The organism is Novosphingobium kalidii, from assembly GCF_040534015.1.
Lineage (GTDB): Bacteria > Pseudomonadota > Alphaproteobacteria > Sphingomonadales > Sphingomonadaceae > Novosphingobium > Novosphingobium kalidii.
In genome coordinates this window covers 1-10,820 of the sequence record NZ_JBEWLY010000005.1, presented here as the reverse complement: position 1 = coordinate 10,820, position 10,820 = coordinate 1, and the positions used below count along the sequence as shown (strand labels likewise).

The 10,820-nt window shown below is 61.7% G+C and carries 12 protein-coding genes and 2 pseudogenes; 7 read left to right on the top strand and 7 right to left on the bottom strand.

What is annotated here, in order from left to right; genetic code table 11:
• Positions 1-233, top strand: a 233-nt coding sequence (locus tag ABVV53_RS01740; RefSeq protein WP_353982601.1) for a hypothetical protein, incomplete at its 5' end; no start/stop codon positions are given.
• Here the strand turns inward: ABVV53_RS01740 and ABVV53_RS01735 are convergent.
• The 5 genes and pseudogenes from ABVV53_RS01735 to ABVV53_RS01715 all read right to left on the bottom strand — a co-directional run bounded on the left by ABVV53_RS01735 (position 217) and on the right by ABVV53_RS01715 (position 4,563).
• A complete protein-coding gene (locus ABVV53_RS01735) occupies positions 217-1,530 on the bottom strand; it encodes an alginate export family protein (RefSeq protein WP_353982600.1) in 1,314 nt (437 codons plus the stop codon). The genes ABVV53_RS01740 and ABVV53_RS01735 overlap by 17 nt on opposite strands.
• Before the next feature lie 97 nt (positions 1,531-1,627).
• The gene (locus tag ABVV53_RS01730) at positions 1,628-3,457 is read right to left on the bottom strand and encodes a methyl-accepting chemotaxis protein (protein WP_353982599.1); all 1,830 of its coding nucleotides are present in this window, start codon (positions 3,455-3,457) and stop codon (positions 1,628-1,630) included.
• Positions 3,458-3,645: 188 nt separating this feature from the next.
• Positions 3,646-4,152, bottom strand: a complete 507-nt coding sequence (locus ABVV53_RS01725) for a hypothetical protein (RefSeq protein ID WP_353982598.1) — start codon at positions 4,150-4,152, stop codon at positions 3,646-3,648.
• Positions 4,130-4,222 (bottom strand): annotated as a pseudogene (locus tag ABVV53_RS01720) (VirB3 family type IV secretion system protein); the annotation flags it as partial. The pseudogene ABVV53_RS01720 and the gene ABVV53_RS01725, both read right to left, overlap by 23 nt.
• Positions 4,222-4,563 (bottom strand): TrbC/VirB2 family type IV secretion system protein, encoded by a 342-nt coding sequence (locus ABVV53_RS01715; RefSeq protein ID WP_353982597.1) that lies wholly within the window; start codon positions 4,561-4,563, stop codon positions 4,222-4,224. The gene ABVV53_RS01715 and the pseudogene ABVV53_RS01720, both read right to left, overlap by 1 nt.
• Before the next feature lie 162 nt (positions 4,564-4,725).
• Here ABVV53_RS01715 and ABVV53_RS01710 point away from each other — a divergent pair, with 162 nt between their 5' ends.
• Complete coding sequence (locus ABVV53_RS01710) at positions 4,726-5,043, top strand: hypothetical protein (protein ID WP_353982596.1); 318 nt, start codon at positions 4,726-4,728, stop codon at positions 5,041-5,043.
• On the opposite strand, the gene ABVV53_RS01705 is transcribed toward ABVV53_RS01710, so the two are convergent.
• A complete protein-coding gene (locus tag ABVV53_RS01705) occupies positions 4,994-6,511 on the bottom strand; it encodes a Do family serine endopeptidase (protein WP_353982595.1) in 1,518 nt (505 codons plus the stop codon). The genes ABVV53_RS01710 and ABVV53_RS01705 overlap by 50 nt on opposite strands.
• A 132-nt stretch (positions 6,512-6,643) precedes the next feature.
• Between ABVV53_RS01705 and ABVV53_RS01700 the strand changes: the two genes are divergently transcribed.
• The 4 genes and pseudogenes from ABVV53_RS01700 to ABVV53_RS01685 all read left to right on the top strand — a co-directional run.
• Positions 6,644-7,324, top strand: coding sequence for a response regulator transcription factor (locus ABVV53_RS01700; protein ID WP_353982594.1), 681 nt, complete (start codon positions 6,644-6,646; stop codon positions 7,322-7,324).
• A 79-nt stretch (positions 7,325-7,403) separates the two neighbouring features.
• Entirely contained in the window at positions 7,404-8,702 is a 1,299-nt protein-coding gene (locus ABVV53_RS01695) for a sensor histidine kinase (RefSeq protein ID WP_353982593.1), read from the top strand.
• Between the two features lie 114 nt (positions 8,703-8,816).
• The gene (locus ABVV53_RS01690) at positions 8,817-9,026 is read left to right on the top strand and encodes a hypothetical protein (RefSeq protein ID WP_353982592.1); all 210 of its coding nucleotides are present in this window, start codon (positions 8,817-8,819) and stop codon (positions 9,024-9,026) included.
• A gap of 323 nt (positions 9,027-9,349) precedes the next feature.
• Positions 9,350-9,638, top strand: a pseudogene (locus tag ABVV53_RS01685) (transposase); the annotation flags it as partial.
• On the opposite strand, the gene ABVV53_RS01680 reads toward ABVV53_RS01685, so the two are convergent.
• A protein-coding gene (locus ABVV53_RS01680; protein WP_353982420.1) for an IS5 family transposase occupies positions 9,638-10,404 on the bottom strand; the annotation gives its coding sequence in 2 pieces (ribosomal slippage) (positions 9,638-10,092 and positions 10,092-10,404; 768 coding nt in all). The pseudogene ABVV53_RS01685 and the gene ABVV53_RS01680 overlap by 1 nt on opposite strands.
• A gap of 77 nt (positions 10,405-10,481) precedes the next feature.
• On the opposite strand from ABVV53_RS01680, the gene ABVV53_RS01675 reads away from it, so the two are divergent.
• A complete protein-coding gene (locus tag ABVV53_RS01675; protein WP_353982419.1) occupies positions 10,482-10,796 on the top strand; it encodes a hypothetical protein in 315 nt (104 codons plus the stop codon).
• Positions 10,797-10,820: the final 24 nt, after the last annotated feature.

The following is a 10,820-nucleotide window of genomic DNA, read 5'->3' as shown; positions in this document are numbered from 1 at the left end:
TGATCACGAGCCGCGCCTTTAGCAAAAATCGTGCACAGCCTGTCACCGCACTAAGATCCGACACCTCCGCCTCGGCGCGTTTTTACACAGCCTCGACCGCTTTCGGTCACTCGTGGCTTTTTCTGTGGAGCATTCTCAGCAAAGCGGATGTAGTCCCGGTAGCTGCCCGTGATCAGCCCGACCAGGGCAGCACTCAGGCCGATGGAGTGCCTTTCATCAAAAGCCGTATGTAATTTCCGCAAAGCCGTAGTGGCTATTGCCATTTTGCGGTGCGCGGGGGGCGTTGCGGAGGAAGTTGCCCTTAGCGAGCACTGCCGCGCCTGCGGCCACCCGTACGCGGTCCGGCTTCAGCCAATGGCGGACGCGCAGGTCAAACTGGGTGCCGGCATAGCAGCCGGTTGCCCCGCTCGCGTCGCGTAGCCCCGTACTGGCGAAGGCATCGGTCGCATTCTCCCGCCAGAGTGGGCGAACGGCGAAGTAGCCGTCCCAGCGCTTGTTAGGCTTCACTTCGAGACGCGCCTCCGGTGAACTGAGGTTCGCGCGGCCAATCGGTCCATAGAGGCTACTAGGACCATACTCAAACACGCGTGCGCCGAAAAGCGTATCAAACCGGCCGTAGTTGCTGCCTCGACCGTCGCCGCTCGCGCGGTCATAGGAGAGGATCAGGCGCGGCGACCAAGGGGCCGCGAAGGTGCGGCCGATGCTTGCGTGCATGAAGTAGGCCTTGACGTTCAGGTCCGTCCGGTCCGCGGCGGAGGCGCGGGTCGTGCCCTGCTGCCACACTGCCTCGATCTCGAAGTCCACAGCGCCGACATTGGGCGTCTTCAAGAGTCGGAAGCCACCGGTCCATAGGTGCCTGTCGCGCGTGGCGAAGTTCGGCGCGTCCTCTTCAACCAAGCGGTAGAGGTAGGCCTCCAGGCTGGCACCGGAGACGCGATTCGCCATCATGGCGCGGGCGCCGAAGAACTGCTGGTCTGGACGCTCCCGATTCAGCTCGACCGCGTTGTCGAGTATACCCTCGCGGTCGTTTGGTCGGCGGTCCTGCGGCATGGTCCAGAACAGTGTGATGCTGTTGCCGGCGCTCGGTTGCCAGTCGAGACGCGCGCCGGTGAAGGCGTTCGTGGAGTTGCGGAAATTCTGTCGCGACACCAAGCGCCGCGAGCCCCAGTCCATGGTCATGCGGCCGACCTGCAACTCGGCCTTTTCACCGAGTTCGGCGACCACATACGCTTGGATCGGCTCCAGCGTGTCGATTTCCGTCGTGCCGATGGAGGAAGGGGCGCGATCGAAATAGGCGCGTGCATCCTGGATCTCGCCGCCGATCCGTACCGGGCCAGCATCATACTCGGCGCTGACCAGGGTGCGGAGGAGAAGCGCGCCCATATCGGCTGTGTTCGGACGAAACTGACCGTCGATACCCTCTACGCGGAGGCGGATGCTGGCTTCCACTTCAAGGTCACCGTCTTGCGCTTGCGCAGGGGCAGCGATCAGGCATAGCGGCAGCAGCGCCACAAGGGGGGGGCGATACATCGATCGGTTCTCGTATTTGGATGGTGGTGCAGCCGCCTTGGGACGAACTGCCTTCAATCGGGACACGTTTTCCGGAGCTGTCATGCCCGATTGGTCGTCATGCAGGGGCCCATGCCGCCGCCGAGCCGAGGGTCGGCAGATATGAGGCAGCGTTGGCGATCTCACCGCTGCGAGAGCCCCTCGCCTTACTCTCACGGTCGATGCGAAAGCGACCGGCCTGCTCGGAAAGTGCCAGCACCTCGCTCGAGAGATTGCGGGCGGCGGCGGAGGTTTCCTCCACCATTGCCGCATTCTGCTGAGTCGACTGGTCCATGCTGTTCATTGCGGCGCTGATCTCGGCAATTGCAGACGCCTGGGCGTGATTATCAAGCGCCATGGTGCCGAGAAGCGCATGGACCTCACCCACGCCATCCGAGATATCGGTGAGCGCGCCGTTGATACTCTGCACTGCGCCAACGGCGGTCACGATGTCGGTCTGCGTGAGGGTCAGCTGATCGCGAGCGCGCTTCGCTTCCTCTTCGGCGCGCATTGCCAAGGCCGATACGAGATCTGCGACAACGGCGAAGCCGCGTCCCGCATCGCCAGCGCGACCCGCCTCCACCGCTGCGTTCATAGCCAGAACCCGCGTTTGAAAAGCGATCTTGTCGACGCCTTCGATCACTTCGTCGATCCCCTTGGCGCTTTCGCGCACCCGGCCCATGGCTTGGACAGCCTCATCGGCAATCGAGCGGCCGCCCCCTACGGTAGAGATGGCATCGTCCGCCCGAGCGACGGTGCGACCGGCAGCTTCGGCCGTCGCCTTGATGCGACCATCGATTTGCGTGAGGGCGGCGGTAGTTTCCTCAATGCTGGCAGCATTGCTTTCTGTGCGACGAGCCAGATCTTCCGCCGCCTGGGCGATCTCGTGCGAGCCAGCCCGAAGTGAGCTAGAACTTGCGATCACGCTGCCGATCAACGACCGTAGCGCGGCGAGCGCGTCGTTGAAGCTCGTTTTTACCTCGGCATAGCTTCCGGTGAACTCAGCGGTGATCTCATGGCTAAGATCGCCTTGGGCCAAACTGCGTAGACCTTGGGCCAGCGTGTCGACCACAAGCTTTTGCTCCGCTTCAGCGCGCGCCTTTTCGTTTTGGGCGGCAGACTGAGAGCGGGCGTTATCGCGAAAGACCAAGACGGCGCGTGCCATGTCGCCGATTTCCTCGGAACGCTCGGTATTCGGCACGTCCATCGTATGATCGCCTTCCGCCAGCCGGTTCATCAGGCTGGTCATAGAGATGATCGGTCCGGTTACCTCGCGGCGGACCATCCAAACGACGGCTCCGCAAATGGAAACAAGGCCTATCAGCGACACGAGCACCAGCGTCCAAAACCCTGTCGCGGACTGCGCCTCCGCAGCGGCAGCGCCGGCTTCAAGTGCCTGGTCCTGGCTGGCAACAATCGCCGCCAGCGCCTCATCGATCTTCTCGAAAGCTTCGCGCGCGGGGTGTTGGATCACATCCTCCGCTTCTTCGCGACGACCGGCGATCCACAGGGCTGGCACCTTATCCGTCGCAGCGAAATAGTCTGAAAGACCTTGTTCAAGTGCGGCGAACAGCTGCGCGTCCTCACCAGTCATAAAGGGGCGAAGCGCTTCTAGCCGCTGATTAAATTCGCGACGTTCGGCTGCGATCTGCTCGAGCTGATTGCGGAAATCAGGCAGATCGTTCTCGATCGCCGTCGCATACCAAATCTGGTGCATCCGGCTCTTGTTCTCGTTCGCCTGCGCCGCGAGCTTCATGCTCTTGGCTTCTTTTCCGATGAGTTCACCCGAGCGCTCGGCCATGGTGGACAGCTGGAATGCGCCAAAACCGGCGACGAACACCGACAGGAGCGCCAGCAGTGCCAGCCCTGCCATAACCTTCTGCGCGATGTGCAGGTTTCTGAAGAACAACAAAACTTCTTTTCCTCGAGCTCTGTCCAAAGACTCAGCACAGTCGCGGCTGAGTGTCAGAAGACATCCGTTTCATTATAGCGCGAGTGGATGAGCGGCGTTCAGCGACGGCCGTTATTCGAAAAAAAATAGGCAGCAGCTCCCAGCACCTTCTACTCAAGCAAAGTTCGCCCGTGTTCTCGATCTTGCTATGACACACGCGATTCCAACCCGCCGACCAGCGGTGTGTCGGCAAGGATACCGTCGAGATACATCGGAGTCTCGGGAGCGATCACTGCGTGGCTGCGGCCCGAGACGGTGCCGTGCAAGAAGGTCAGCGTCGCGTCGTCATCAAGCGGCCGCACGTCGGCCATGAAGCCTGAAAGCAGGTCGAGCAGCCGGTCCGTCTCGGCGACGAGCTGCGCGAGCGCGCCCCGCCAGTCGCGCTCCTTGAGCGAACATTCACCGGCGTCCGGACGCTCGATCAGCGAGCGCCCGGCGCTGTCCGCCGCGTCTGCGGGCGGCAACCAGGTGAGGGTCAGATGATAAAGGCTCTCGAAATGCGCGCCCTCTGCCTCGAACGCGGCGCGTCGTTCGCGATCGACCAGCCAGCTCGCCGCGTCGGGAAAGTCGCTGTCGGGATAGAAATGGCTCTCACGGCGTCTGTGCCCGACCGCCCACAGCGCAACGCCGGATCCCGCGTGGGGCGCCGCCAAGGAGGAGCGGGCTTCCCAGTGACCCATGGATCGGCACTTCGAAGCCATCGATGTGCTGCCCGGAACCCATCACGAGATCCGCGCTCCGCCACCTAAGCTGAAGAAGGACAGGAAGAAGCTCGAGGCGGCGAACGCGATCGACAGCCCGTAGAAGATTTGGATCAGACGCCGGAAGCTACCGGCTGTCTCGCCAAACGCCAGGGTCAGGCCCGTGACGATGATGATGATCACCGCGACGATCTTGGCGACCGGCCCTTGCGCCGATTCCAGCAACTGCTGGAGCGGCTCCTCCCAGGGCATGCCCGATCCAGCGGCCTGAACCTGCGTGGCGAGCGTGAGCGCTAGGCCCAGCCCGGTCGCAGCCCGCAGCTGGCTGTTGGCCGAAAGGCGACGAAGATGTGTCCTTGCCATCGATCATTTCTCCTTGGCGTTGGGGTTGAGGAAGTCGGAGAGCGCGTAGGCGCCCGTGTCAGGGTCGAGCCCGACAAGGCGCGCGACGGTCGAGACTCGACGATCGCTGCCGCGTCCTTCGAGACTCGACGATCGCTGCCGCGTCCTAAAATGAACACGACGATGTCGATGGCCTCGGCGATCAGCTGGCGCGGCACGAAATGCGGACAGCAAGAATATACCGCAACGCTGGTCGCCTATAGTCGTGAAAAGCTCAAGCTCCCCACTGACGAGAACATGCAGGTGCTCAGGCCGCTGCCCCTGCCGGAACATCTGCGTTCCCGCAGGGCATCTCAGCAACTTCGAGGCGTCGAGCAGATCCTGAACATCCCGGCTCTCCAGCGATGCGAAAAGTGGAATGCCAGCGATCTGAGCAGCCTCAATTCTGAGCTCAGTTGTTGCCATGGCTGTCCGCGCCTCCGCTCCCAATGGGGACGGTGACGAGCGCGCCCGTCCCGGCGCGCACAACCTCGAGGAGGATGTGCTTGCGACCGGCAGCTGCCGCCTGATCGAGGGCGGTGGTGAGTGTCTCAGCGGAGACGATCAGGGTCCGGTTCACCGCAACCAGGATGTCGCCTGGCTGCAGGCCGCGCGCTGCGGCGGGGGAGCCCGGAGCTATGCCCAGCACAATAACTCCGCGCACATTGGCGGGTTGTCCGGCTTGTGCGTTCAGGTCCGCCGACGTGGGCGCGACCTGTACCCCGAGGCGAGGTGGTTGCTCGGGAGACTGCGTTGCGAAGCCCGGCCGAGTTGCAGCTTTTGCGGAGTCGCCAATGCGCACCGGTACCGAGATAGATCGGTCGCCGCGCTGTACGAGCAGGCTCACGACCGTGCCCGGTCGGGCTTGCGCCACAAGCTTCGAGAGGTCCCGAGCACCCTGTAGGCCTGTGTCGCCGAACTTGGTCAGAATGTCGCCAGCACGCAACCCGGCGCGCTGCGCCGGGCTTCCCTGAATGATACCCGACACAAGCACACCTGCCGCATCCCTAAGGCCCAGGCTGTCTGCGACTTCGGGCGTCACGTCTTGAATGTTGACCCCGATTTGGCCGCGAGTGACTGTACCGCCAGCGGCGAGCTGCGCCACAATGGATCTTGCCATCTGCGAGGGAATTGCAAAGCCGATCCCCACGTTACCACCCGATGGCGAGAATATGGCGGTATTCACGCCCACTACCTGCCCAGAGGCATCGAAAAGTGGGCCGCCAGAGTTGCCCTGGTTTATCGCCGCATCGATCTGCAGGAACTCGTCGTACGGTCCCGCGCCGATCGACCGGTCGCGACTGGAGACGATTCCCTTCGTTACAGTGCTGCCAAGGCCGAAAGGGCTTCCAACCGCCACAACATCCTCGCCCACCCGCAATGCATCACTGTTGCCCCACTTGACCGCGGCGAAGTTGCCGCCTTCGATCCGCAGAACCGCAAGGTCCGTCTTCTCGTCCTGTCCAACCAATTTTGCGGAAACGTTACGGCCATCAGCCAGCTTCACCGTCAGCTGATCTGCACCGGCAACGACGTGGGCATTGGTAACCACCAGTCCTTTGCTGTCGATAATGAAGCCGGAGCCCATTGTCTCTGCTCCGGGACCGCGCTGCTGAGGGGCGCTCCCGCCTCCGAACAGGCGGCCTAGGGCGCCCATGCCTGAGTCTTCGGCCGCGGCCGTTCGACGGGCTTGAACCTGTACCACAGCAGGCATGACTTGGTTCACCATGTCGGCGACCGGCAAGGCCACGCGGGTGAAGCGCGCGCGCCCAGCGGCGCTGCCTTCGGACGAGGTTAGTTGCTTGGCCTCGGCAGAAGCCCTGGCCGCCAGCGCACCTGCGGCACCACCAGCGGCAGTCGCTCCAATGAGGGCTGCGCCGACGCCCAGGCCAATTACCTTGCGGCCGAAACGTTGATCCTTCTCAATCATTCTGTCCTCGTATGAACGTTAGTTGAGATGAGGATAGGTACGCCGGGAAACGCCAGCATGAGGCGAAGATTAAATCTTTGTAATGATCTGGCGCCCCCCCTGTCCGAAGCGCATCGGAGATCACTCGAGAGTATGAAGTTCTTGATTATTGAGGATGACCGGCCAACGGCCGAGTATCTCCGTCAGGGGCTTCGCGAACTCGGGCATGCCTGCGACCACGCTTCCTCGGGACTGGACGGACTTACCCAAGCTCTGACGAGCCACTATGATGCCATCATCCTCGATAGAAACCTGCCGCAGCTGGATGGGCTGTCAGTGCTTCAGGCGATCCGCAGCCAAGGGCAGAGAGTTCCGGTTCTGATCCTGAGCGCGCAAGGCCAGGTCGACGATCGCGTGCTGGGCCTCAATGCAGGAGCAGACGATTACCTGGCCAAGCCCTGCTCATTCGAAGAACTGGTGGCGCGGCTTTCTGCCATCGTCCGGCGCGGCGAGCCGGAGCTGCAGCCGCACGGTGGAAAGATGAAAGTCGCGGATTTGGAACTCGACCCTTTACGGAGAACAGCGGTGCGCAACGGGCGCTCGATCGAACTTTCCACGAAGGAATATCAGATTGTGGAATACCTCATGCGTCACGCACGACAGGTGGTTACACGCACTATGCTGCTCGAAGCCGTGTGGGACTACGGCTTCGATCCTGGTACGAACGTGATTGACGTGCATATCAGCCGCCTGCGGACCAAGATCGACCGCGAGGGCGAGGCGCCGCTCCTCCACACCGTGCGGGGCGCCGGATATCGGCTCAGTGATCACTAGCCAACCCATCCCCTGGCGTCATTCCGCGGCCTTTCGTGGTGCTCTGCTTTTTACACTCGTAGCGCTTCTGGCGACAACCATGGCGCTGACGCTGCAATATGTGCAGACCGTGCGCCAGCTTCAGATTGAGAACCGGACCCAGATGGATGCCGAGGCTGCTAGCCTCGCAAGACGATACCAGCAAACTGGAATTGTGGGCCTGGCGGCTTTCCTCACAGAGAGTGAGAACCGCGTGAGAGGCTATTTCTACGTTCTCGCCTCACCCGATGGCCGCGCCTTGGCAGGCAATCTCTTCACCTGGCCGGACGGAATACATAGCCCCGGTCACTACACCTTTTCCACCGACGTTGTCAGCAGCCAGGGCTCCACCCGCCGCCGGGCTGAGGTGCGAGTGCTCTGGCTCGAGCCAGGGTACCGACTGCTCGTCGGGCAGCTGACGGAAACGCGCCAACGGCTGCAGCAGCGATATCTTGCGTCGTTGGCTTGGTCCATTCTGGGAACGCTGGTTGTAGGGCTTCTGCTGGGCTGGTGGCTCAGCCGAAGAGCACTGCGCTTTGTCGAGACGGCTGCGGACACGGGCGAGCGGCTTTTAGCTGGAGACCTCAGTCAAAGGTTGCCCACATCGGAACGCCATGACGAATACGATCGCCTGGCCGAGATTATCAACACCTGCTTTTCAAATCTCGAGCGCACCGTGGAGGGACTGCGCACCGCGACAGATGCTCTCGCACACGACTTGAAAACGCCTCTTACCCGGATCAAGTCGCGTCTTGCACTCACGCGAATGCGCAAGACGACCACCGCAGAGCTGCGGTGCGCGATTGACGAGACCGAAGCAGATGCAGAGGGCCTCCTCCGCTCCATCAACGACATTCTTGCACTTGCGCGTATCGAAGGCACATCGCAGCAGTCCTTTGAGCCGCTCGACTTGGCATCCGTAGCTGCGGAGGCGCTCGAGCTCTACAGGCCCGCTTGCGAGGAGCGCCATCTTCGTGTCGTCTCAGAACTGAGGCCAGCGTGGATCGACGGCGTCCGCCCCTTAATCGACCGCGCTGTCGCCAATCTGCTCGACAACGCGGTGAGGCACACACCGGCACACGGCACTATTCGCGTGAAGGTCGAGGGCGTGGAGGGACGCTCGCGGATCACTGTCGCGGACTCGGGTGCGGGTATCCCTCCGGAGGAGCATGAGCGCGCGCTGGAGCGCTTCGTGCGATTGGATGGAAGCCGGGGTGATCCCGGGACAGGCCTTGGGCTGAGCCTGGTGCAATCAATCGTGCGCGTCCATCGCGGAGCTCTTGCGCTGAGTGACAATCATCCGGGGCTAATTGTGGACATGACTTTCCCCAACACTCAGAAGGTTGCAGCGGATCGGTGAAAGGGCAGGGCATTGGCCGGCGACGCTTTGCGCTACACCTCCTCGGAGTCCGTCCGAATAGATCTCTGCTTCCGCCCCATAGCGGTCGAGGCCCCGGTCGTATGACGTCCCGTCATGCCCTTAGTTGAAGCCTTTGACGGCCCTGAGGCCCTCGAACCGGTCTTCACGGCCGAGTTCGACTTTCTTCCTCGTACCGGTGAGTACCTCGCCATCGACACTCCGTCAGGGTACTTCGTGCATCACAGGGTAGTGGAGGTTTGGCATCGGCAGGACACTGTGGGAGGTGGGTTCCGCGCTTGTATCCGACTTGAGCCGGACGACTGACGGGCGGCAGCTATCCACCAGACCTCGCCATTAGATCGGCTCTGGGCACAACCCTAAAGCGGTCATTGCACGTGGGGCGCTCCGCTGGACGGCGGTGCCCGAACGCATACGGTCAGAGGGGAAGTGGTTGAAACGGCCTTCCTCGGAGGCGTCTGCCACTTGAAGCCGAACCGCCCATAGAATTCGGTGAATTTGCGGTACTCGTGCTCCCACTCGGGGTCTGTCGTGGTTTTTGACGAACTAGGGGTGACTACACGAAAGTGCATTTTACGGACGCTACAGGCGAACCATTGCAGTACGATGTCCGGAGTGACTGGAAGCCAGAACCGCTGTTCGTCGACAAGGTGCAGAACATCGTCGGCCTCTACATGTCGCCCCCGAACCGGGCAGTCGTGTTGTGTGTTCACGAGAAGTCCCAGCTCCACGCGCGACCGCGAGCAACCGAGTTTCCTGATTTCCTCAAGCAGATCGACGCTGCGGTGCCAGACGGTCCAGACGCGCACCTCGTGATGGACAACTACGCCACGCAAGACGCCAAGGATCAAGGCCTGGCTGGCTCGTCGAGCCCACTGGCATGTGCACTTTACACCAACATCGGCCTCCTGGATCAACTAGGCCGTAGACTCATAAATCCGTAGCCACAGGCGCATTGAGGCAAGTTGGACCATTGCGAGGAAGTTCTCGGCCAGCTTGTCGTATCGGGTGGCAACTCGGCGGAAGTGCTTCAACTTGGAGAAGAAGCGTTCGATCAGGTTGCGCTCGCGGTAGAGCCAAGTGCTAAAGTACGGTTTCGACCGTCGGTTGGCCTTTGGCGGGATATTGGCGAACGCTCCTTTCTCGCGGAGAGACGCCCGGATGCGATCCGCATCGTAGGCCTTGTCCGCCAGCACGACTGCTTCGGCACCTACATGGCTTAGCAGATCGTCAGCGGCTTGGCCGTCATGGCTTTGTCCAGCGGTAAGGCTCAGTCGGATCGGGAGACCTTGCCCATCGACGACCGCGTGGATTTTGGTCGTGAGCCCACCTCTGGAGCGACCGAGACAATGATCTCGATCCCCCTTTTTGCCGTCGCAGCCTGCTGGTGCGCCCGGATTGATGTGCTGTCGATCATCTGAAGGTCGCCGTCGTGGGCGGCAGTGATGGCGTCCATCATCCGGTCCCATACGCCCGCCTTCCGCCATCGTATAAATCGGTTGTAGCAGGTAGTTCGCGGACCATAGCGTTCAGGCAGGTCACGCCACGGCGCACCTGATCGCAGTACCCAGAAGATGCCGTTCAACACGCGGCGGTCATCGACACGTGGCACCCCTCGCGGTTTGTTGGGCAGAAGCGGTTCGATCACACGCCACTCGAAGTCGGTCAGATCATATCGGCTCATGCCGACGCTGAATCAGCAAACGGGCGAAATGGAAAGGGCAGATGGTCGAGTGCCGCTTGCGATGTTAGGATTCCGGCATGGCGCTATACCCGAAAATACAGCTCTCCCGTTTGCGCGACATCGGTTGGAAGCTTTGGGATCCGATCGGATTGGCAGATGAGCACGGCACTTGTGGCGAAGGATGCGCCGACGAATATGATAGCTATCTGCTGCACGTCGTCAGCATGCTCTGCCACGATAGCTCGAAAGACGAAGCAACAACGTACCTAGTCGGAATCGCATCCGATCATATGGGATTATCGGTCGTAGACCCCGACGCCGCTGCCACCACAGCGTGTGCAATCGCAGATTACCTCACTTCCCTACCGGACGGCCCGACGACCATCCGCTGATGCGTTTATGAGTTCACGGCCTAG

What these genes read in the sequence shown, in the direction of transcription:
- ABVV53_RS01735 (WP_353982600.1), bottom strand. Translation starts at nt 1,530, where the DNA reads ATGTATCGCCCCCCCCTTGTGGCGCTGCTGCCGCTATGCCTGATCGCT.
- ABVV53_RS01715 (WP_353982597.1), bottom strand. Translation starts at nt 4,563, where the DNA reads ATGGCAAGGACACATCTTCGTCGCCTTTCGGCCAACAGCCAGCTGCGG.
- ABVV53_RS01710 (WP_353982596.1), top strand. Translation starts at nt 4,726, where the DNA reads ATGTCGATGGCCTCGGCGATCAGCTGGCGCGGCACGAAATGCGGACAG.
- ABVV53_RS01705 (WP_353982595.1), bottom strand. Translation starts at nt 6,511, where the DNA reads ATGATTGAGAAGGATCAACGTTTCGGCCGCAAGGTAATTGGCCTGGGC.
- ABVV53_RS01700 (WP_353982594.1), top strand. Translation starts at nt 6,644, where the DNA reads ATGAAGTTCTTGATTATTGAGGATGACCGGCCAACGGCCGAGTATCTC.
- ABVV53_RS01695 (WP_353982593.1), top strand. Translation starts at nt 7,404, where the DNA reads ATGGCGCTGACGCTGCAATATGTGCAGACCGTGCGCCAGCTTCAGATT.
- ABVV53_RS01690 (WP_353982592.1), top strand. Translation starts at nt 8,817, where the DNA reads ATGCCCTTAGTTGAAGCCTTTGACGGCCCTGAGGCCCTCGAACCGGTC.
- ABVV53_RS01675 (WP_353982419.1), top strand. Translation starts at nt 10,482, where the DNA reads ATGGCGCTATACCCGAAAATACAGCTCTCCCGTTTGCGCGACATCGGT.